Below are 20,657 nucleotides of genomic sequence, written 5' to 3' on the forward strand. Positions count from 1 at the left end.
ACAGCGTCAGTGCTGGTACGGCTGCTGCTGCGGCTGCCCGTACGCCGGTGCCCCGGCGCAGCCCGCGGCCTGCGCCAGGAGCTGGTCGGCCTGCTCCTTCGTCAGCCGCTGCTCGGTGCCGCAGAAGGTGCACTGGGTGGCGTACTTCGTGGAGAACGGGAACAGCGGCACGAAGAACAGGGTGAACTTCGTGACCCGCTTGCGCAGGGTGTGCGCGGCCGGGTTGCCGCAGCCGCCGCACACCAGCGTCAGTATCGCGAGCTGGTACAGATATCCCTTGGTGCCGAAGATGATCACGCCGTGCGTCCTCCTGTGTCGGTGCCTGCCGTCCACCCCAGTCTCCCGCACGCCCGGCCGCCCTTCCGCATGCCCAGCCGGGTGAAAGCCTGAGCCGCCGTCAGCATCACGGGGCAAGGATGAGGAATCTCGGCCGGTACCGGCCGAAACGGCGAAAAAACCATGCTGGAGGCGTAAGAGATGAACGAACGAGCCGATCAAGCCGACGACCACACCCTCAGAGTCCCGGTCCTCGTCGTCGGCGGCTCCCTGGTCGGACTGTCGACCTCGTTGTTCCTGAGCCGGCTCGGCGTGCGGCACGTCCTGGTGGAGCGCCATTCCGGCACCTCCATCCACCCGCGCGGCCGCGGCAACAACGTCCGCACGATGGAACTCTTCCGGGTGGCCGGCGTCGAGCCCGACATCCACCGGGCCGCCGAGACCCTCGCCGACAACCACGGCATCCTCCAGACGCCCACCCTGGTCGGCGAGGCGGGCGAATGGCTGTTCCGCAACATCGATCCCGGCGGCGGACTGGCCCGGTTCAGTCCCACCTCCTGGTGCCTGTGCAGTCAGAACGACCTGGAACCCGTCCTGCTCGACCATGCCCGCAGGCTCGGCGGCGATCTGCGCTACTCCACCGAGATGATGTCCTTCGACGCCGGCCACGACGGCGTCACCGCCGTCGTCAAGAGCCGGGAGACGGGCGAGCACACCACCATCCACGCCGAGTACCTGGTCGCCGCCGACGGCCCCCGCAGCCCCGTGCGCGAACAGCTCGGCATCGGCCAGAGCGGTCCCGGCGACCTCTTCCACAACGTGAGCGTCACCTTCCGCTCCCGCCGGCTGGCCGACGTGGTCGGCGACCGCCGGTTCATCGTCTGCTACCTGACGAATCCGGACGCCGACGGCGCGCTGCTGCCCGTCGACAACCGCGAGCAGTGGGTCTTCCACGCCCCCTGGCACCCCGAACAGGGCGAGACACTGGAGGAGTTCACCGACGAGCGGTGCGCCGAGCACATCCGGCGCGCGGTCGGCGTCGCCGACCTCGACGTGGAGATCACCGGCCGCGCCCCCTGGCACGCCGCCCAGCGCGTCGCCCGCGGCTACCGCTGCGGCCGCGTCCTGCTGGCCGGCGACTCCGCCCACGAGATGTCGCCCACCGGCGCCTTCGGCTCCAACACCGGCATCCAGGACGCCCACAACCTCGCCTGGAAGCTCGCCGCCGTCCTGGACGGCTGGGCGGGGGAGGGGCTGCTGGACAGCTACGACGCCGAGCGCCGCCCGGTCGCCGAGGCCACCAGCGCCCGCGCCGCCGCCCGGTCGGCCGAGCACAGCCACCCCGGCTTCGCCCCGCCGCCCGGCGCGGCCGGCGGCCGGCAGAGCGGCATCCTCGACGTGGCACTCGGCTACCGCTACCCGCGCGGCGCCGTCGCCGGGGTCCCCGCAGGCGCCCCGGTGGTCCCCGAGCAGCTCGACCTGAGCGGTGAACCGGGCAGCAGGGCACCGCACTTGTGGGTACGGCGGCAGGGCGAGCGGATCTCCACCCTCGACCTGTACGAGCGTCAGCCGGTCATGCTCAGCGCCGCCGCGGGGACGGGGAAGTGGCACCAGGCCGCCGCCCGGCTCTCCGACGAGCTGCTCATCCCGCTGCGCTCCTACCGGCTGGGCACCGACACCGACCCCGGCGCCGACCTCGTACCGGAGGACGGCGAGGACTGGGCCCGGCGGCACGGGATCGCACCCGGCGGAGCCGTCCTGGTGCGGCCCGACGGATTCGTCGCCTGGCGCGCCACCGAGGCCGACCCCGACGCCGTGTCGACCCTGCGTCAGGTCCTGATGAAGGTGCTCTCCCTGGGCTGAACCGACGTTCCGTCAGATCCCCGCCGCCCCCGGCCCCACCAGGGCCGGGGGCGGCCGCGTTCAGCCGGACGCCCCGCCCGTTCACCCGTGTGATGCTCCCGAGTGGTGGGCTCGCGCACCCTGCCTGACGGTGGATCACGTCGGGGCCGGGTCTCGAAAGCTGACGAAGCGCCAGCTTCCCGGTCCAGGACGGAAGGACCATCAGATGCGTTCTGCTCGCGTGATCCTGGCCACCGCGGCGGCCACGGCCGTCATCGGACTCGGGGCGCCCGCCGCCTTCGCGGCCGGCAGCGACTGGGAGAAGGGCGACTCCAGCTCCAGCTCCAGCACCAAGGAGGAGTCCACGAAGGAGGAGTCGGGCTACCTGGCCAAGCACCCCGAGGACGCCGGCAAGTCCAAGGGCGACTGGGGCGGCAAGCCCAGCGGCGGCGTCCACACCGGCGGCGGCGCGCTGACCGCCCTCAACGAGGGCGACTGGGCCACCGCCAAGGACCCGAAGTACGACCCGGAGACCTACAAGGAGAAGGACTCCGGCAGCAGCACCAAGGAGGAGTCCGGCTACCTCGCCAAGCACCCCGAGGACGCGGGCAAGTCCAAGGGTGACTGGGAGAAGCCGAGCGGTGGTGTCCACACCGGCGGCGGCGGCCTCGCCAACCCGTCGGTGACGACCGGCGGCCTGGCCGTCCTCGGTGTCGCCGCGGCCGGTCTGTACGCGGCCCGCCGCAAGAAGACCGCCGGAAGCGTGATCTGACCATGGCGGCCGCGATAGCCGCGATAGCGCAGCCGAGGCCGCCACGCGTGCACCCGTGTGGCGGCCCGGCCCGTTTCCGGGGCCTTGTCCTGACGACGGCCCCGGCCCGTTCTCGGGGTCCGATCCGTACGACGGCCCCGGCCCGTGCCCCGCCCCCGCTTCCTTTGCCCGCTGCCGTGCCCGAATGAGGTGGTCCTTCCGATGGCGGCCCCTTCCCCCACCCCCGCTCCGCCGCACGCCCCGCCCTCCGGCGACGGCCGGCCCGGCCCCGAGGAGCCGCGGTCGTCGCGCACCGGTGTGCTGATGATGTGCGCCGCGGCCGCCCTGGTCCTGGCGGTCAGCCTCACCGGCCGCGGCGAGGACCCGGCGTCCGACAGCTCCCGCCACCCGCTCGCCCCCGCGGCCACCGCGTCGGCCCCCGTCACCTCGGAGTCCGCCGGACAGCCCCCGCGCTCCGCGCCCTCGCAGCCCCGCCCCGGACAGCCCGCCGCCAGCTCACCCGCCGGGAAACACCTGCCGCGCTCGCGCCCGGTGCGGCTGCTCATCCCCAAGATCTCCGTCGACGCCCCCTTCGTCGACCTCGCGATCGACCCCACCGGCCGGCTGGAGGCACCCCCGGCGGCCGACACCAACCTCGTCGGCTGGCTCGCCAAGGGCGTCTCACCCGGTGAGCCGGGCACCGCGATCATCGCCGGGCACGTCGACACCAAGACCTCGGCCGCCGTCTTCGCCAACCTCTCCGCGCTGAAGCAGGGCGACCGCTTCCACGTCCGCCGCGCGGACGGCAGCAAGGCGGTCTTCCTCGTCGACGACGTCGAGACCTTCGCCAAGGACGACTTCCCCGACCGTCTCGTCTACGCAGACACCGCCGACGCCCAGGTACGGCTCATCACCTGCGCGGGCTCCTACGACCGCACCGCCAAGGACTACACCGAGAACCTCGTCGTCTTCGCCCACCTGGTCTGAGGGTCCGGGCTCCGAGGTCCGGGGGTGCGGGGCCCGGGGGTCACCCGCGCAGTGCACACGAGTCGCGCGGTCGCGGGGACGGGCACACGATCGAGGAAGCTGACGTCGCATCACGCGGCCGGCGTCGGCTTCCGCCCCCGCGAAGGAGTTGTGCGCAGGATGACCACCACGTCCGAACGTCTCTCAGGTCCGACGGCGCGCCAGGCGTCGCAGAGGGTGTCCCAGTCCGTCTTCGACGGCTCCCGGCTCCGGGTCGTCCTGCTGGTGGACGTCTACGACGGCGCCCAGCAGGAGTTCCTGGAGGCGTACGAACAACTGTGCAACCAGGTCGCGTCCGTTCCCGGACATGTCAGCGACCAGCTCTGCCAGTCCATCGAGAACCCCTCCCAGTGGCTGATCACCAGCGAGTGGGAGAGCGCCCCGCCGTTCCTCGCCTGGGTCAACAGCGAGGAACACGTCCAGATGGTGCGGCCGCTGCACAACTGCGTCCGCGACACCCGCTCGCTGCGCTTCCACGTCGTCCGCGAGACCGGCGGCCCCGCCGAGAACGCGAAGAAGGGCGGCCGCCGGCTCCAGAGCGCCCCCCGGATGGGTGACGGCGTCATCCGCCACGCGCTCACCTTCACCGTCAAGCCGGGCAGCGAGAAGAAGGTCGCCGAGATCCTCGCCGACTACGCCTCGCCCGACCCCAAGGTCGACGACACCACCCGCCTCGTCCGCACCTCGCTCTTCATGCACGGCAACCGGGTGGTGCGCGCCATCGAGGTGCGCGGCGACCTGCTCGCCGCGCTGCGCCACGTGGCCCGCCAGCCCGAGGTGCGCGCCGTCGAGGAGGCCATCAACCCCTACCTGGAGCAGGACCGGGACCTCGACGACCCCGAGTCCGCCCGGGTCTTCTTCACCCGCGCGGCCCTGCCCGCCGTCCACCATGTGACGGCCGAACGCGAGGACCCGGCCGCCGAGCGGCACGCGCTGTACTACCCGGCCCGCCCCGGCCAGGGCATGCGGCTCGCCGAACTGCTGGCCGCCCAGGACGAGGCCGCCGCCGACGACCCGGCCGGCCCGGTGCTGCGCAGCACGATCTTCCAGCGCGACGACGTCGTGGTCCGGCTGATCGACGTGCGGGGCGGACCGGACGCCGCCGACCCCGCGCTCACCCTCGGCCTCGCCGACCCCGCCCGGGCGGCCGAACTCGCCGAGTTCCTGGACCCCGCCGCGGGCGGTGCCCCGGCGCGGTCGAGCGGACCGGTCCGGATGGCCCTCGTCACCGACCGCCGCTCGCCCGACGCCTGATGCGTCCTCATCCGGGCCCGGGCGGCCCCGCCCGCACGCCGACGCAGTACCTGATCGGAGGAACGTCGTGATCACACCCCGTCCCAGAGTCGTGGATCTCAGCGAGGCCGAGCCCAACACCCGGCGCGGCGGCGATCTGCGCGCCCTGCTCACCCCGGCCACGGTCGGCTCCACCAGCGGATTCATGGGCGTGGCCCTGATCCAGCCCGGCGACCGCATCGCGGAGCACTACCACCCGTACTCCGAGGAGTTCGTGTACGTGACGTGCGGGCACCTCGAGGTGGACCTCGACGGCGAGCCGTTCACGCTCCAGCCCGAGCAGGGGCTGATGATCCCCGTCAACATGCGCCACCGCTTCCGCAACGTCGGCAAGGTGGAGGCCCGGATGGTCTTCCACCTCGGCCCGCTGGCCCCCAGCCCGCCGCTCGGCCACGTCGACACCGAGGAGACCGCGGCCCCGGCCCAGCCGGTCGGCGCGGGCGAGGGAGTCGGCGCCGCCGCCCGACGTCAGGTCCGCTCATGACCAGGCGGCGGGTGGCGGTCACCGGCATAGGCGTCGTCGCCCCCGGCGGCATAGGCGGGCCGGCGTTCTGGGACCTCCTGGCCTCCGGACGCACGGCGACCCGCGGCATCACCTTCTTCGACCCGGCCGGACTGCGCTCGCGCATCGCCGCCGAGTGCGACTTCGACCCGGCGGCCCACGGCCTTGACGCCGAACAGAGCGCCCGCAACGACCGCTACATCCAGTTCGCCCTGGTCGCCGGCGCCGAGGCGGTCCAGGACGCCGGTCTCGACCTGGCCCGGGAGAACCCCTGGCGCGTCGGGGTCTCCCTGGGCACCGCGGTCGGCGGCACCACCCGGCTGGAGCACGACTACGTGCTGGTCAGCCATGGCGGCACCCGCTGGGACGTCGACGAACGACGCGCCGAACCGCATCTGCACCGCGCGTTCGCGCCCAGCACCCTCGCCTCGACCGTCGCCGAGCACTTCGGCGCGGGCGGCCCGGTGCAGACCGTCTCCACCGGCTGCACCTCGGGCCTGGACGCCGTCGGATACGCCTTCCACACCGTCGAGGAGGGCCGCGCCGACATCTGCATAGCCGGCGCCTCCGACTCCCCGATCTCCCCGATCACCATGGCCTGCTTCGACGCCATCAAGGCCACCTCCCCGAACAACGACGACCCCGCCCACGCCTCGCGTCCCTTCGACGCCGACCGCGACGGGTTCGTGATGGGGGAGGGCGGCGCGGTGCTCGTCCTGGAGGAGCTGGAGCACGCCCGGGCCCGCGGCGCCCGGATCTACTGCGAACTGGGCGGCTACGCCACCTTCGGCAACGCCTACCACATGACCGGGCTGACCAGCGACGGCCTGGAGATGGCCCGGGCCATCGAGGACGCCCTCGACCACGCCCGGCTCGACCCGACGGCGATCGACTACGTCAACGCGCACGGCTCGGGCACCAAGCAGAACGACCGCCATGAGACCGCCGCGGTCAAACGGACCCTGGGCGAGCACGCCTACGCCACCCCCATGAGCTCCATCAAGTCCATGGTGGGGCACTCCCTCGGCGCGATCGGCGCGATCGAACTCGTCGCCTGTGTGCTCGCCCTGGACCACCAGGTCGTACCGCCCACCGCGAACTACGAGACCCCGGACCCCGAGTGCGACCTGGACTACGTGCCCAAGGTCGCCCGTGAGCGGACGCTGAACAGCGTGCTCTCCGTGGGCAGCGGGTTCGGCGGCTTCCAGTCCGCGGTGGTCCTGAACCGGCCCAGGGAGAGAACACGATGAGCGCACCACGAGGACGGCGTGCGGCCGTCACCGGCATCGGGGTGATCGCGCCCAACGGCGCCAGCACCGAGACGTTCTGGAAGTCCACCAAGGAAGGCATCAGCGTCCTCGACCGGGTCACCCGCGAGGGCTGCGAGGACCTGCCGCTGCGGGTGGCGGGCGAGGTCCGCGACTTCGACGCGACGGCCGCGGTCGAGGAGCGCTACCTCGTCCAGACCGACCGGTTCACCCACTTCGCGATGGCCGCCGCCGACTTCGCGATGGAGGACGCCCGGTTCGGCCGCCCCGAGGTGGACGCGGCGCCCTTCTCGGTCGGCGTGATCACCGCGGCAGGATCCGGCGGTGGCGAGTTCGGCCAGCGGGAACTCCAGCAACTGTGGGGGAAGGGCAGCCGGTTCGTCGGCCCCTACCAGTCCATCGCCTGGTTCTACGCCGCCAGCACCGGCCAGATCTCCATCCGGCGGGGCCTCAAGGGCCCCTGCGGGGTGGTCGCCGCCGACGAGGCCGGCGGTCTGGACGCCCTCGCCCACGCCGCCCGCGCGGTACGGCGCGGCACCGAGGTGATCGTCGCCGGCTCCACCGAGGCGCCGCTCGCGCCCTACTCGGTGGTCTGCCAGCTCGGGTACGACGAGCTGAGCACCGTCGAGGACCCGACCCGCGCCTACCGGCCCTTCACGGGCGCGGCCTGCGGGTTCGTGCCCGCCGAGGGCGGCGCCATGCTCGTCGTCGAGGGCGAGGACACGGCACGCGAACGGGGCGCGCCCGTCCGGGCGTTCCTCGCCGGGCACGCGGCGACCTTCACCGGCGCCTCCCGCTGGGAGGAGTCCAGGGAAGGACTCGCCCAGGCGATCCGCGGCGCCCTGGCCGAGGCGGACTGCGCCCCCGAGGAGATCGACATGGTCTTCGCGGACGCCCTGGGCGTGCCCGCGGCGGACCGGGCCGAGGCGCTGGCCATCACCGACGTCCTCGGCGCGCACGGCCGGCGGGTGCCGGTCACCGCCCCCAAGACCGGCATCGGCCGCGGCTACGGCGCCGCCCCCGTCCTGGACACCGCGGCCGCGGTGCTCGCCATGGAGGACGGGGTCGTGCCCCCCACCCCGAACGTCTTCGACATCTGCCACGACCTCGATCTCGTGACCGGCCGGGCCCGGCCCGCCGAGGCACGCACCGCGCTGATCCTCAGCCGCGGCCTGATGGGGTCGAACGCGGCGCTCGTGCTGCGGCACGGCGCCGAGTGAACCGTACGAGGAAGACATACGAGGAAGACAGAAGGAGAGACACGCATGAGTGAGCGCATCACGGTCGAAGAGCTGGCCGAACTCATGAAGAAGTCCGCGGGCGTCACCGTCCCGCCGGCCGAACTCCGGCAGCAGTCCGACACCGGCTTCGACGTCCTGGGCGTCGACTCGCTCGGACTGCTCGGCATCGTCGGCGAACTGGAGAACCGGTACGGCACCCCGATGCCGCCGGACGCGGAGCGCAGCAAGACGCCCCGGCAGTTCCTCGACCTCGTCAACAGTGCCCTCATGACAGGAGCGTGACATGGCCGGACACACCCAGAACGAGATCACCATCGCCGCACCGCTGGAGCTGGTCTGGGACATGACCAACGACGTGGCCAACTGGCCGCGGCTGTTCAGCGAGTACGCCTCCGCCGAGATCCTCAAGGTGGAGGGGAACAAGACGACCTTCCGGCTCACCATGCACCCGGACGAGAACGGCACCGTGTGGAGCTGGGTCTCGGAGCGGGAGACGGACCGGGACGCGCGCACGGTCAAGGCCCGCCGGGTCGAGACCGGGCCCTTCGCGTACATGAACATCCGCTGGCGCTACGAGAAGGTGCGCGAGGGCACGCGGATGGAGTGGACCCAGGACTTCGAGATGAAGCCCGAGGCGCCGGTCGACGACGACTGGATGACCGACAACATCAACCGCAACTCCAAGGTCCAGCTCGCCCTGATCCGGGACCGCATCGAGAAGGCCGCCGCCGAACAGGGCGCCGCTCCGGGCCTGACCGACTGAACCGGGCAGCCCGACCGACCGAGACCGGACGGAGAAACACATCCATGCACCAAGCCCTGATCGTCGCCCGGATGGCCCCCGGCGCCGCCCCGGACATCGCCGGCATCTTCGAGGAGTCCGACCGGGGGGAGCTGCCGCACCTGGTCGGTGTCCGCCGGCGCAGCCTCTTCCAGTTCGGTGACGTGTATCTGCACCTCATCGAGTCGGAGCAGGACCCGGGACCCGCCATCGCCAAGGTGTCGGGACACCCGCAGTTCCAGGACATCAGCACCCGGCTGACCCCCTTCGTCAGCGCCTACGATCCCGCGACCTGGCGGTCCCCGAAGGACGCGATGGCGCGGCGCTTCTATCTCTGGGAGCGCGAGACGGCGGGCTGATCCCGCCGGCACCGCCACGGTGGCCGGGCCCGCGTCCTCGCGGTCCCGGCCACCGGCGTGTCACGGCCCAGGCGTTCAGGCGGGCACGTGGCAGTCGAAGGCGTGCAGATACGGGTTGACCGGGCGGATGTCGTCGATGACCAGGCCCGCCTCCGTCAGCCGGGACACCATGCTGTCCGTGGTGTGCTTCGCCCCGCCCACGTTGAGCAGCAGCAGCAGGTCCATGGCGGTGCTGAACCGCATGGACGGCGTGTCGTCGACGAGGTTCTCGATGACCACGACCCGGGTCCCCGGGCCGCCCGCCGCGATCACGTTGCGCAGGGTGCGCGCGGTGCTCTCGTCGTCCCACTCCAGGATGTTCTTGATGATGTACACATCGGCCCGGACCGGGATCGCCGCGCGGCAGTCGCCGGGCACGACCTCGACCCGGCCGGCCAGCGCGCCGCCCTCGCGCAGCCGGGCGTCGGCGTTCTCCACCACGCGTGGCAGGTCGAGCAGGGTGCCGCGCATCGCCGGGTACTTCTCCAGCAGGCTCGCCACCACATGCCCCTGGCCGCCGCCGATGTCGGCCACCGACGCGGCCCCCGACAGGTCGAGGAACTCCGCGACGTCCCGCGCCGACTGCACGCTGGACGTCGTCATGGCCCGGTTGAAGACGTCCGCCGACTCCGGGGCGTCCTCGTTGAGGTAGACGAAGAACTCCTTGCCGTAGAGGTCCTGGACGACGTTGTGGCCGGTGCGGACGGCCTCGTCCAGCTTGGGCCAGGCGTCCCAGGTCCAGGGCTCGGTGCACCACAGGGTGATGGCGCGCAGGCTGTGCGGGTCGTCCTCGCGCAGCAGCCGGGAGACGTCGGTGTGCGCGAACGTGCCGTCGGGCCGCTCGGTGAAGACGCCGTAGCAGGACAGGGCGCGCAGCAGCCGGCGGAGCTGGCGGGGTTCGGTCTTCACCGCGGCCGCGAGGTCGTCCACGGTCGTCGGCCGCTCGCCGAGGGCGTCGGCGACGCCGAGCCGGGCGGCCGCGCGGAGGGCGGCGGCGGCCGCGGCCCCGAACGCCAGTTCCCGCAGGCGCATGGACGGGGGCGGGGACGCGGGCGGGGGCTGGGGCGGGGCAGTCTGTGCGGTCGTCATGTGCCGCCTTCCTTCTTTCGTCGGCTCACTGTCGTCGGTCGCGCTGTGGTCGTGCGCGGTTCACCGGGACGCGGGTCGGATGTGCGGGGTCAGCACAGTCCGGTGGGACGGGACGCCCGGCAGTCGTTGCGCTCGAAGGTGTTGCCCTGGCCGGTGTCCGCGTTGACGAGGTCCGCCGGGGCGTTGTCGCGCAGCACGTTGTCGCTGATCCGGTTGCGCTCGCTGGCGGAGCCCACGATGGACTTGAACAGGACGATGCCGCCGGACAGCGGGGAGGCGCCGGCGTTGCCGGTGATCACGTTGCGGGTCACCAGGCTGTCCTCGGCGCCGGTCAGGACGATCCCGGAGCCCTGGAGGGCGTCCAGCCGGGCGGTCTTGGGACAGGACTTGTTGTTGGCGACGATCCGGTTGCCGCGCACGGTGACCAGACCGGCCTTGGGCTTGTTCTCGTCGCCGACGACGAAGACACCGGCGCAGTTGCCGGTGAAGTAGTTGCGGTCGACGGAGAGGTTGCGCAGCCGGCGGACGGTGACGCCGATCCGGTTGCCCTCCAGCCGGTTGCGCGCGACGACGGTGCCGCCGGTGTCCGTGGCGCCCTGCTCGGCGGTGACCGTGTTGGCCAGGAACAGGCCCGCGTCGCCGTTGTCACGGGCGGTGTTGTCGCGGTAGACGCCGCGCGTGGAGGCTTCGGTGGCGATGCCCCACACGCCGTTCTTCTCGGCGGTCACCCGGCGCACCGTCAGCCGGTCGGTGTCCACGGCGTAGACGCCGTGCTTGGTGAAGCCGGAGACGGTCAGCCCGGCGATCGTCACGCGCTCGACCTTGCGGTCCTTGGTGCCGGTGACACAGATGCCGTGGCCGGCCGCGGCGCAACTGTTCGCGGCCTTCTTGGTGGTGGTGACGGCGGCGGGCCGCAGGACGGTACGGGGGCCGGTGCCGCGCATGGTCACCCCGGAGGTGGTGAGGGAGACGCTCTCGCGGTAGGTGCCCGGGGTGAGGAGAACGGTGTCGCCCGCCTCGGCGGCGTCCACGGCCTTCTGCACGGACTCGCCCGGATGGACCACATGGAGCGTGCGGTGGTGGACCGGCGGGGCGGCGCCGACGGCCGTCCCGACGAGCGCGGCGGTACACGCCAGGTACGCGATATGGCATTTCTTCATATGTAGCACGGTATGACCGGATGGTGTGGGGGCCAGCCGGATGGGCCATCCGACGGCGTGTCACGCCCCCGTCGCGGGCGGGGGCGTGACAGCCGGTGCCGTGCCGGGACGATCCGGACCGGTCAGCGAGTCGCCGTCCAACTGTGGGCGACGTCCACCACGAGACGGCCGTCCAGCGGCAGGACGCGGAACGGCAGCCGGGCGCGCACGCCGAGCCCGAACTGCGTCTGGCCCTCGAAGCTGCCGCCGTACTTGGTGTCCCGGAAGGTGCTGTACCCGGTGACGTTCACGCCCGGCAGCGGCCGTGCGAACCGGCCCGGGTAGGTGGAGGCGCCGGTCTCAGGGTCGTACGCGGGCGCGTTGACCCGCACTTCCAGGATGGCGCCGCCGGTCACGGGGATCGTGATACCGGACGGGTCGGCGACGAACCGGTCCACGTACTGGACGAAGTAGCCGATGTCCGCGGCCGCCGCGCCCGGGACGTCGACGACGAACCGGTCGTAGCAGTCGTGGCGGCCGGTCCGCGCGTTGGTCACGGAATCCAGGGTGCCGGTGTAGTCGGTCTTCGGGAGGCTGCCCCAGCCGGTCGGGCAGGCGGCGGCCGCGCGCGGCGCGGCGGCGGGAGCGGCCGTGGCGGGCACCACGGCGGCGCCCAGCGTGGCGGTCATGAGAGCGGCGGTGACCCAGATGGTTCTGCTTCGTGCCATGTCGTCCCCCCTGGACGGATGTGACGGGGGTGTGTCGGGTATCGGGTGAGACGTTCGGTCCGCCGGAAAGGTTGCACGCCGGGCGCGCGGGGTGTCGTCAGGGGGCGCCGCGTGCCGTCAGAGGCCGCTCAGGCTGTTCGTCGTGTAGGCGCACTCCGTGTAGATGTAGCCGGACTGGAGCTTCGCGGTGTCCGAGGCGGGCGTGGCGATGCTGCCGCTCTGCGGCTTGTGCAGGAAGTACGTGGTGCCGACGGGCAGCCGGATGGTGCGCTGCGGGTAGTTCTTGCCGCTGCTGCACGGCTTGAACCCGGACAGCAGGGTGCTGCTGAGCGAGTACGCCTTGCAGCCGGAGCAGCCCTTGAGGGTGAAGCTGCCGGTGACCGGGCCGGTGTACATCACGGTGACCGGGTCCGGGCTGTCGTTCTTGACGACGACCTCGATGCTGCCGCCGGTCCGGGTGGTCGGCAGCTTCTTGCCGGCGGCCGGCACGGTCTGCGCGATCTCCGCGGCTATCGCGATCTTCTTGGCGAGCGCCGCGTTCTTCGCGCTCTTGTGCTCCGAGGCGTACTTCGTCAGGGTCGACTGCGCCTCCTCGAAGTCCCCGTCCTTGTACTGGTCCACCCCGCAGGTGTAGGCGCCCGCGTCGGCGCTGCTCTTCGCGCGGTCGGCGTCCTTGTCGAGCCCGGCGGCGACGGTCGTGCCCTGGGCGGGCAGATCGGCGATCCGGGTGCCGAGCGAGGTGAGCTGCTCGACCGCCGTGCAGGGCTCGCTGCCGCGCAGGCCGCCCTGCGTCTTCGTGACGGCGGCGGTGACGGCGGGGCCGACCTTCGCCGTCTGGTCCGACTCGGGGAACGTGGTGAGCAGCTCGCCGAACTGCACGGCCCAGCTCGACTGCCCGGTCGTCAGCCCGTCCGCCCCGCACTCGTACAGCGAGGTGGCGAGCCGCTCGTCGGGCCAGGACTCCAGATCGCCGAGGTCCGTGTCGTCGAGGGTGTCGGGCACCGTCCGCAGATACGTCAGCGGTTCGATCGCCGCGCAGTACTCCTTGTCGGCGTAGGGGGCGCCCACCGACTCGTAGTAGTCCCTGAGCCGGCCGGGCACCTTCGCGGCGGCCCGGGAGTCCGGGTGGTCGTCGCTGAGGTTCTCGTAGATCTTCAGCGCCTCGCGGTAGTCGGACCGGCCGGCGGTGAACGTCCCCTTGCCGGCCGACGCCACCAGGGTGTCCGCCTCGTCGAGCCGGTCCAGCAGCATCTGCTCCGTGGCCTCGTCGCGCGCGTCGTCGTACAACACGACGGCACCGGCCGGTACGGCGATCAGGAGCAGCCCCAGGACCAGCGCGAGCGGCGCCTGCGGGGGCCAGGCCAGCCGGGTGCGCAGCCCCACCACGGCGCCGTGCGCGGCGGCCGCGGCGAGGAACACCCCGTACACCACGAGTGCGGTCCCGGAGACACCGTCCGGGTCGGCCGGGAGCGCCACGAACAGCAGGACGGCGGTGGCGGCCCAGCACAGCGCCGTGAGCGCCCACTTGCGGGTCAGGGCGTAGCCCAGCCCCAGACCGCTGAGATTGAGCACCGCGACCGCCACGGCCCGCACACCGTCGGCCGGCGCGGGCGGCGGTGCCGACGGCATCGGCGGCACCGGTGGCACGCCGTAACCATGGTTGTACGCCCCGAATCCGTCACCGGACATGCCCGGCCTCCCCCGCTCAACTTCCCCCACGAACTTAAGATTTGTCAGTGTACGGCCGAAGCCGACACCGGGACAGGTCCGAAGAGGCCGAAGAGGGCGGGCCGGCGTGGCACGATCGGGTGGGTGGACAGTCGAAGGGATCAGGGGCAGGGACAGCGGCTGAGCGACCTGGCCCGGCTGCGGCGGGTCCGTGACCGGATCGACCGGGAGTACGCGCGGCCGCTGGACGTCGAGGCGCTGGCGCGCGGTGTGCACATGTCGGCCGGGCACCTCAGCCGACAGTTCCGGCTGGCCTACGGGGAGTCGCCGTACGGCTACCTGATGACCCGGCGGATCGAGCGGGCCATGGCGCTGCTGCGGCGCGGGGACCTCAGTGTCACCGAGGTCTGTTTCGCCGTCGGATGTTCCTCGCTGGGCACCTTCAGCACCCGTTTCACCGAGCTGGTCGGGGTGCCGCCGAGCGTCTACCGGCGGGAGCAGGCGGCCGCGACGGACGGGATGCCGTCCTGTGTGTCGAAACAGGTGACGCGTCCCGTCAGGAATCGAGAAGCGCCCGCACCGGGCGGCCCCTAGCCTCACTCCCATGGACATCACGATTCACGCGAGCTTCCTGCCGCACGACGACCCGGACGCCTCCCTGGCCTTCTACCGTGACCTGCTCGGCTTCGAGGTCCGCAACGACGTCGGATTCGGCGGGAAGCGCTGGATCACCGTCGGCCCCGTCGGGCAGCCCGCCACCTCGATCGTCCTGACGCCGCCGGCCGCCGACCCCGGTGTCACCGAGGACGAGCGGCGCGTCGTCGCCGAGATGATGGCCAAGGGCACGTACGGCGCCCTCCTGCTCGCCACCCCCGATCTCGACGACACCTTCGCCCGGCTGGAGGCCACCGCCGAGGTCGTCCAGGAGCCGACCGACCAGCCGTACGGCATCCGTGACTGCGCCGTCCGCGACCCCTCCGGCAATCTGATCCGTATCCAGGAGCGGCGCTGAGCCATGCGGCACCACGACGGGACGCCCACGACGGACACGACGGACACGACGGACACGATGGAGACGACACGATGAGCACGGCCCCGCACGTCGCCGACAGTCACGACCTGATCCGCGTGCACGGCGCGCGCGTGAACAACCTCAAGGACGTCAGCGTCGAACTGCCCAAACGCCGGCTCACGGTGTTCACCGGAGTCTCCGGCTCGGGCAAGAGCTCGCTGGTGTTCGGCACCATCGCGGCCGAGTCGCAGCGGCTGATCAACGAGACCTACAGCGCCTTCGTCCAGGGCTTCATGCCCACCACCGCCCGCCCCGAGGTCGACGTCCTCGAAGGGCTGACCACCGCGATCACCGTCGACCAGCAGCGGATGGGCGGCGACCCGCGCTCCACCGTCGGCACCGCCACCGACGCCAACGCCATGCTGCGCATCCTCTTCAGCCGGCTCGGCACCCCCCACATCGGCCCGCCCAGCGCCTACGCCTTCAACGTGGCCTCGGTCAGCGCGAGCGGCGCGATCACCGTGGAGCGCGGCGCCAAGAAGGCCGTGAAGGCCACCTTCAACCGCACCGGCGGCATGTGCCCGCGCTGCGAGGGCCGCGGCTCGGTCACCGACCTCGACCTCACCCAGCTCTACGACGACTCCAAGTCCCTCAACGAGGGCGCGCTCACCATCCCCGGCTACAAGGCCGGCGGCTGGGGCTACCGCCTCTACAGCGAGTCCGGCTTCTACGACCCCGACAAGCCGATCCGCGACTACACCAAGCGCGAACTCCACGACTTCCTGCACCGCGAGCCCACCCGTATGAAGATCGCCGGGATCAACATGACCTACGAAGGTCTGGTCCCGCGCATCCAGAAGTCCATGCTCGCCAAGGACAAGGAGTCGATGCAGCCGCACATCCGCGAGTTCGTGGAGCGCGCGGTCACCTTCAGCACCTGTCCGGAGTGCGACGGCACCCGCCTCAGCGAGGGCGCCCGCGCCTCGAAGATCGACGGCGTCAGCATCGCCGACGCCTGCGCGATGCAGATCACCGACCTCGCCGCCTGGATCCGCGGCCTGGACGAGCCCTCGGTGCTGCCGCTGCTCACCACCCTGGGCCAGACCCTCGACTCGTTCGTGGAGATCGGCCTCGGCTATCTCTCCCTGGACCGCCCGGCCGGCACCCTGTCCGGAGGCGAGGCCCAGCGCACCAAGATGATCCGCCACCTCGGCTCCTCGCTCACCGACACCACCTATGTCTTCGACGAGCCCACCACCGGACTGCACCCGCACGACATCCAGCGCATGAACGACCTGCTGCTGCGGCTGCGCGACAAGGGCAACACCGTGCTCGTCGTGGAGCACAAGCCCGAGGTCATCGCCATCGCCGACCATGTCGTCGACCTCGGCCCGGGTGCCGGAAGCGCCGGCGGCACGGTCTGCTTCGAGGGCACCGTCGAGGAGCTGCGCGCCGGGGACACCGTCACCGGACGCCACTTCGACGACCGCGCCTCCCTCAAGGACAGCGTCCGCAAGCCCAGCGGGGCGCTGGAGATCCGCGGCGCGAGCACCAACAACCTCCAGGACGTCGACGTCGACATCCCGCTCGGCGTCCTCACCGTCGTCACCGGCGTCGCGGGCTCCGGCAAGAGTTCGCTGCTGCACGGCTCGATCCCCGCCGACGCCGGGGTGGTGTCGGTCGACCAGAGCCCGATCCGGGGCTCACGGCGCAGCAACCCGGCCACCTACACCGGGCTGCTCGACCCGATCCGCAAGGCGTTCGCCAAGGCCAACGACGTCAAGCCGGCCCTCTTCAGCGCCAACTCCGAGGGCGCCTGCCCCGCCTGCAACGGCGCCGGCGTCATCTACACCGACCTCGGGATGATGGCCGGCGTCGCCACCACCTGCGAGGACTGCGAGGGCAAGCGGTTCGACGCGTCGGTCCTCGAATACCGGCTCGGCGGCCGGGACATCAGCGAGGTGCTGGCGATGTCGGTGACCGAGGCCGAGGAGTTCTTCGGCTCCGGCGAGGCCCACACCCCGGCCGCGCACCGCGTCCTGGAGCGCCTCGCGGACGTCGGCCTCGGCTATCTCACCATCGGCCAGCCGCTCACCACGCTCTCCGGCGGCGAGCGGCAGCGGCTGAAGCTCGCCACGCACATGGGCGACAAGGGCGGCGTCTACGTCCTGGACGAGCCGACCACCGGACTGCACCTGGCCGACGTCGAGCAGTTGCTCGGCCTGCTCGACCGGCTCGTGGACTCGGGGAAGTCGGTCATCGTGGTCGAACACCACCAGGCGGTCATGGCCCACGCCGACTGGATCATCGACCTCGGCCCCGGCGCCGGCCACGACGGCGGCCGGATCGTCTTCGAGGGCACCCCGGCCGACCTGGTCGCCGACCGCTCCACCCTCACCGGGGAGCACCTGGCGGCGTACGTCGGCGCCTGAGTGTTGCCCGAGTTGTGACGGAACGGCCCGGCCGGTACCTCCCGGCCGGGCCGCCGGACTCGAACGTCCGTATGGCGGGCGCTCGTTGACGGGTAAAACGGCCTGTTCCTACACTTTGACGTACGACACGTGTCGACCGAACACCGGGTCGGCCGTGCGTTCCTCCCTGCCGGAGGAGTGCGTCCGGGGAGCTGGGCCTACGGAGGGGACGGTCATGCAGCGCGTGCACAGCGGTGCCGCACCGCTTCGACTTGTGGCCAGGCTCGACGTGGACCTGCGCCGTCTCGCGAGCTCTCTCTGTCGTTGACACCCGGGATGTGACCCGGCCGGACCGACACCGGCCGGTCGCCCACCCGTTCACGCGCCCCGGCCCCCGCCGGAGGCGCGTTTTCGCAATCGGCCCGCACCTTCACACCATGGGGACAGCACCGCGGCGCATCGCGATCATGTGCCCTCGCCCCAGGAGAGCGCTTGTCCATGTACTTGGCGCAGCAGCACCGCACCCCTTCGTCCTTCACCGTCCGCGGACGTCCGTACGAGACCGGCCGGCTCCAGGCGGCCTGGGAACGCTGCCGTGACGGCCGGGGCTCGGTCCTGACCCTGCACGGTCCCGTCGGCAGCGGACGGACCGAACTCCTCGACGCCCTCGGCGAGTTCGTCGCCTCCCAGGGCGCCCACGTCCTGACCGCGGCCGGCTCCCCGCTGGAACGCGACTTCCCGCTCGGCGTGGTGCGCCAGCTCTTCCAGAGCCCGCTGCTGCCGGACGGCGTCGCCGCGGAGGCCGCCCGGCTGATCGAGAACGGGCTCGCCCCCGCCCTGGCACCGGCCTGGCCCGAACCGGAGGGCACCGACACCGACGTCCCGATGCGGCCCACCCCGCATCTGCTGCACGGGCTGAGCAGTCTGCTCCTCGAGTACGCCCGGCAGGCCCCGGTGCTGCTCGCCGTCGACGACCGGCAGGACGCCGACGTGCAGTCCCTGGAGTTCCTGCTCTACTTGACCCGGCGGACCCGCGGCGCGCGCATCCTGACCGTGCTCTGCTCGCGCGAGAACATGACGCCCCGCGACCCGTTCTTCGAGGTGGAGCTGGCCAGCCGGCCCGACCACGAGCGCGTCAGACTACGGCTGTTCGGCCACGAGGCCGTCGCGGAGCTGTTGCGCGAACGGCTCGGCGCGGATGCCGCGCAGCGGTTCGCGGGGGAGGTCCTCGATCTCACCGGGGGCAACCCGCTGCTCGTGCGCGCCGTGGTCGAGGACCAGCAGTCCGGCGATCCCGGCGGACGGCTGGTGATCGGCGAGAACTACCGGCGGGGCGTGATGAACTGCCTGCACCGCATCGACCCGCTCGCCCTGCGGCTGGCCCGCGGCGTCGCCGCCCTCGGCCGCCCGGCCGGCACCGCGCTCCTCGCCGAACTCCTGCTGCTCGCCAAGGACTCGCCGCCCCGCGCCCTGTATCTGCTGCACTCCGCGGGCCTGTTCAGGGACGGCGACTTCCGGCACCGCAGCGGCGGCGGCGACCTGCTGGCGGCGATGCGGCCCGCCGAACTCGCCGCACTGCACCGCCGGGCCGCCGAACTCCTGCGCGCCACCGGGGCCTCCGCCGAGCACGTTGCCGAGCAGTACCGCGCCGCCGAGGGCCAGATACGCGCCCCCTGGTCGGCCGAGACGGCACCCGGGCCGGCCCCCGCGACCCCGCCGACGGGCCCGGCCGCCGCGCCGGCGGACCCGGCGGCCGGACCGCGGGAGGCCCCGCGTCCGGAGCCCGCGCGGGACGGGGGCCGGGACGACGTCGTCATCGAGTGCGTCCCCGTGCTCCCCGGCACCGAGCCCGACGCACCGCCCACCCCCGGGCGGCAGCGCTCCGCCGTACGCCATCTGTTCTGGGAGGGGCGCACGGAGGACGGCGTCGAGGCCCTGGCCCGGTACGAGGCCGGCCACCCGCGGGACCGGGACACCGCCGACGGGCTGCGCACCTGGATCGGCTACTGGTACCCGACGCTCCTGCCCGACACCGGACCGGGCCCCCGCCGGGGCGGCGCCGACGCCGGCGGGCCCTTCCTCGACGGCATGCGCGTCCTCACCGCCCTGCTGGCGGGACTCCCGCACCGGGAGGCCGTGTCGCGCGCCGAGCACATCCTGCGCGAGGGCCGCGTCGCCCACCTGCCCATCCGCTCCCTGACCGCGGCCCTGACCGTGCTCCTCTACGCCGACCAGCCCGGCCGGGCGGCGCGCTGGTGCGCCACCGTCGGCGACCGGACCGGCCGCGGGCCCGACAGCACGGAGGGCGCGCTGCTCGCCGCGGTGACGGCGGAGGCCGCGCTGCGGCAGGGCGACATCCGCACCGCCGACGCGTACGCCCGCGCCGCGTTCCAGGAGATCACCCCGCGCCGGTGGGGCGTCGGCGCCGGATTCCCGCTGGCCACCATGGTGGGCGCCCGGACCGCGCTCGGCCGGCACGAGGACGCCGAACGGTATCTGGCCATGCCGGTGCCGGAGGCGATGTTCCGCACCCCGGCGGGACTGCACTACCTCGCCGCCCGCGCCGGACACCACCTGGCGACCGGGAACGCCACGGCCGCCCTCGCCGACTACCGCGGATGCGGGGAGACGATGGCCCGCTGGGGCCTGGACCATCTGCCCGCCCTCGTGCCGTGGCGCATCGGCGCCGCCCGCGCGCAGCTCGCCCTCGGCCGCACCAGCGCCGCCCGCTCCCTGATCGAGCGGCAGCTCGACGGCCTGGGCGGCGGACAGGCGCGCACCCGGGGGATGGCCCTGCGCACCGGCGCCGCGGCGGCCGACTCCGCCGAGCGAACGGCCGTACTGGAACAGGCCGTTCAGGCCCTGGAGGACTCCGGGGACCAGCTCGAACTGTCCGCCGCGCTCACCGAACTCAGCGCCGCCCACGGCGCGTCGGGCGACCCCGAGCAGGCGCGCAGCGCGGACCGCAGGGCCCGTCATCTCTCCCGGGTCTCGGGCGCCGCCCCGGCACCGGCCCGCGACGACGAACTCAGCGAGGCGGAACGGCGGGTGGCCGAACTCGCCGCGTCCGGCCTGACCAACCGCGAGATCGGAAAGAAGCTCTTCATCACCGTGAGCACCGTGGAACAGCACCTGACGAAGGTCTACCGCAAGCTCGGCGTCCGCCGCAGAATGGATCTCGCCCGGCTGCTGGAGTACCGCCCCGGACTTGCAGGTTGACGATCCGTCAGGT

Annotated in this window: 19 protein-coding genes; 14 read left to right on the forward strand and 5 right to left on the reverse strand. The window is 72.5% G+C overall.

The features are described 5' to 3' along the window. Positions 1-6 precede the first annotated feature (6 nt). Positions 7-297, reverse strand: coding sequence for a zinc-ribbon domain-containing protein (locus tag G6W55_RS13710; protein WP_175521093.1), 291 nt, complete (start codon positions 295-297; stop codon positions 7-9). Between the two features lie 180 nt (positions 298-477). On the opposite strand from G6W55_RS13710, the gene G6W55_RS13715 reads away from it, so the two are divergent. The 10 genes from G6W55_RS13715 to G6W55_RS13760 all read left to right on the forward strand — a co-directional run bounded on the left by G6W55_RS13715 (position 478) and on the right by G6W55_RS13760 (position 9,339). Beyond that, complete coding sequence (locus tag G6W55_RS13715; protein ID WP_175521094.1) at positions 478-2,139, forward strand: FAD-dependent monooxygenase; 1,662 nt, start codon at positions 478-480, stop codon at positions 2,137-2,139. A gap of 205 nt (positions 2,140-2,344) precedes the next feature. Then, positions 2,345-2,890 (forward strand): hypothetical protein, encoded by a 546-nt coding sequence (locus G6W55_RS13720; protein WP_175521095.1) that lies wholly within the window; start codon positions 2,345-2,347, stop codon positions 2,888-2,890. A 201-nt stretch (positions 2,891-3,091) separates the two neighbouring features. After that, positions 3,092-3,856: a class F sortase gene (locus G6W55_RS13725; RefSeq protein WP_375372444.1), complete on the forward strand. Its 765-nt coding sequence runs from the start codon at positions 3,092-3,094 to the stop codon at positions 3,854-3,856. 159 nt (positions 3,857-4,015) lie between these two features. Continuing rightward, positions 4,016-5,149 carry a SchA/CurD-like domain-containing protein gene (locus G6W55_RS13730; protein ID WP_175521096.1) on the forward strand — a complete coding sequence of 378 codons (1,134 nt, stop codon included), beginning with the start codon at positions 4,016-4,018 and terminating at the stop codon, positions 5,147-5,149. Between the two features lie 67 nt (positions 5,150-5,216). Then, positions 5,217-5,672 (forward strand): cupin domain-containing protein, encoded by a 456-nt coding sequence (locus G6W55_RS13735; protein ID WP_175521097.1) that lies wholly within the window; start codon positions 5,217-5,219, stop codon positions 5,670-5,672. Further along, positions 5,669-6,940, forward strand: coding sequence for a beta-ketoacyl synthase (locus G6W55_RS13740; RefSeq protein WP_175521098.1), 1,272 nt, complete (start codon positions 5,669-5,671; stop codon positions 6,938-6,940). Before G6W55_RS13735 ends, G6W55_RS13740 begins: the two co-directional genes overlap by 4 nt. Beyond that, on the forward strand, positions 6,937-8,178 hold the full coding sequence (locus G6W55_RS13745) for a ketosynthase chain-length factor (RefSeq protein ID WP_175521099.1): 1,242 nt from the start codon (positions 6,937-6,939) through the stop codon (positions 8,176-8,178). The genes G6W55_RS13740 and G6W55_RS13745 overlap by 4 nt, the downstream gene beginning before the upstream one ends. A gap of 45 nt (positions 8,179-8,223) precedes the next feature. Further along, positions 8,224-8,481, forward strand: coding sequence for an acyl carrier protein (locus tag G6W55_RS13750; protein ID WP_175521100.1), 258 nt, complete (start codon positions 8,224-8,226; stop codon positions 8,479-8,481). A gap of 1 nt (position 8,482) precedes the next feature. Next, positions 8,483-8,962 (forward strand): SRPBCC family protein, encoded by a 480-nt coding sequence (locus G6W55_RS13755; protein WP_085209682.1) that lies wholly within the window; start codon positions 8,483-8,485, stop codon positions 8,960-8,962. Positions 8,963-9,006: 44 nt separating this feature from the next. Next, positions 9,007-9,339 (forward strand): TcmI family type II polyketide cyclase, encoded by a 333-nt coding sequence (locus tag G6W55_RS13760; RefSeq protein ID WP_030786380.1) that lies wholly within the window; start codon positions 9,007-9,009, stop codon positions 9,337-9,339. A 75-nt stretch (positions 9,340-9,414) separates the two neighbouring features. Here the strand turns inward: G6W55_RS13760 and G6W55_RS13765 are convergent, their stop codons facing one another. The 4 genes from G6W55_RS13765 to G6W55_RS13780 form a co-directional block, all read right to left on the reverse strand. Next, positions 9,415-10,467: a methyltransferase gene (locus tag G6W55_RS13765; RefSeq protein ID WP_175521101.1), complete on the reverse strand. Its 1,053-nt coding sequence runs from the start codon at positions 10,465-10,467 to the stop codon at positions 9,415-9,417. An 89-nt stretch (positions 10,468-10,556) separates the two neighbouring features. Beyond that, a complete protein-coding gene (locus G6W55_RS13770; RefSeq protein ID WP_175521102.1) occupies positions 10,557-11,627 on the reverse strand; it encodes a nitrous oxide reductase family maturation protein NosD in 1,071 nt (356 codons plus the stop codon). Positions 11,628-11,749: 122 nt separating this feature from the next. Next, a complete protein-coding gene (locus G6W55_RS13775) occupies positions 11,750-12,334 on the reverse strand; it encodes a hypothetical protein (RefSeq protein ID WP_175521103.1) in 585 nt (194 codons plus the stop codon). Positions 12,335-12,451: 117 nt separating this feature from the next. Then, positions 12,452-14,023, reverse strand: a complete 1,572-nt coding sequence (locus G6W55_RS13780; RefSeq protein WP_175521104.1) for a hypothetical protein — start codon at positions 14,021-14,023, stop codon at positions 12,452-12,454. A 123-nt stretch (positions 14,024-14,146) separates the two neighbouring features. On the opposite strand from G6W55_RS13780, the gene G6W55_RS13785 reads away from it, so the two are divergent. The 4 genes from G6W55_RS13785 to G6W55_RS13800 all read left to right on the forward strand — a co-directional run bounded on the left by G6W55_RS13785 (position 14,147) and on the right by G6W55_RS13800 (position 20,644). After that, on the forward strand, positions 14,147-14,596 hold the full coding sequence (locus tag G6W55_RS13785; RefSeq protein WP_175521105.1) for a helix-turn-helix transcriptional regulator: 450 nt from the start codon (positions 14,147-14,149) through the stop codon (positions 14,594-14,596). Positions 14,597-14,606: 10 nt separating this feature from the next. Next, entirely contained in the window at positions 14,607-15,014 is a 408-nt protein-coding gene (locus G6W55_RS13790; protein ID WP_175521106.1) for a VOC family protein, read from the forward strand. A 71-nt stretch (positions 15,015-15,085) separates the two neighbouring features. After that, a complete protein-coding gene (locus G6W55_RS13795; RefSeq protein WP_175521107.1) occupies positions 15,086-17,446 on the forward strand; it encodes an excinuclease ABC subunit UvrA in 2,361 nt (786 codons plus the stop codon). A 477-nt stretch (positions 17,447-17,923) separates the two neighbouring features. Next, on the forward strand, positions 17,924-20,644 hold the full coding sequence (locus G6W55_RS13800) for a LuxR family transcriptional regulator (RefSeq protein WP_254876241.1): 2,721 nt from the start codon (positions 17,924-17,926) through the stop codon (positions 20,642-20,644). Positions 20,645-20,657 lie beyond the last annotated feature (13 nt).

Origin of the sequence: Streptomyces sp. CAI-85, from assembly GCF_013363615.1 — a bacterium.
Lineage (GTDB): Bacteria > Actinomycetota > Actinomycetes > Streptomycetales > Streptomycetaceae > Streptomyces > Streptomyces antibioticus_B.

Coding starts and splice junctions, on each gene's coding strand:
- G6W55_RS13715 (WP_175521094.1), top strand. CDS start 478: ATGAACGAACGAGCCGATCAAGCCGACGACCACACCCTCAGAGTCCCG.
- G6W55_RS13720 (WP_175521095.1), top strand. CDS start 2,345: ATGCGTTCTGCTCGCGTGATCCTGGCCACCGCGGCGGCCACGGCCGTC.
- G6W55_RS13725 (WP_375372444.1), top strand. CDS start 3,092: ATGGCGGCCCCTTCCCCCACCCCCGCTCCGCCGCACGCCCCGCCCTCC.
- G6W55_RS13730 (WP_175521096.1), top strand. CDS start 4,016: ATGACCACCACGTCCGAACGTCTCTCAGGTCCGACGGCGCGCCAGGCG.
- G6W55_RS13740 (WP_175521098.1), top strand. CDS start 5,669: ATGACCAGGCGGCGGGTGGCGGTCACCGGCATAGGCGTCGTCGCCCCC.
- G6W55_RS13745 (WP_175521099.1), top strand. CDS start 6,937: ATGAGCGCACCACGAGGACGGCGTGCGGCCGTCACCGGCATCGGGGTG.
- G6W55_RS13750 (WP_175521100.1), top strand. CDS start 8,224: ATGAGTGAGCGCATCACGGTCGAAGAGCTGGCCGAACTCATGAAGAAG.
- G6W55_RS13755 (WP_085209682.1), top strand. CDS start 8,483: ATGGCCGGACACACCCAGAACGAGATCACCATCGCCGCACCGCTGGAG.
- G6W55_RS13760 (WP_030786380.1), top strand. CDS start 9,007: ATGCACCAAGCCCTGATCGTCGCCCGGATGGCCCCCGGCGCCGCCCCG.
- G6W55_RS13765 (WP_175521101.1), bottom strand. CDS start 10,467: ATGACGACCGCACAGACTGCCCCGCCCCAGCCCCCGCCCGCGTCCCCG.
- G6W55_RS13770 (WP_175521102.1), bottom strand. CDS start 11,627: ATGAAGAAATGCCATATCGCGTACCTGGCGTGTACCGCCGCGCTCGTC.
- G6W55_RS13775 (WP_175521103.1), bottom strand. CDS start 12,334: ATGGCACGAAGCAGAACCATCTGGGTCACCGCCGCTCTCATGACCGCC.
- G6W55_RS13780 (WP_175521104.1), bottom strand. CDS start 14,023: ATGTCCGGTGACGGATTCGGGGCGTACAACCATGGTTACGGCGTGCCA.
- G6W55_RS13790 (WP_175521106.1), top strand. CDS start 14,607: ATGGACATCACGATTCACGCGAGCTTCCTGCCGCACGACGACCCGGAC.
- G6W55_RS13795 (WP_175521107.1), top strand. CDS start 15,086: ATGAGCACGGCCCCGCACGTCGCCGACAGTCACGACCTGATCCGCGTG.
- G6W55_RS13800 (WP_254876241.1), top strand. CDS start 17,924: ATGTACTTGGCGCAGCAGCACCGCACCCCTTCGTCCTTCACCGTCCGC.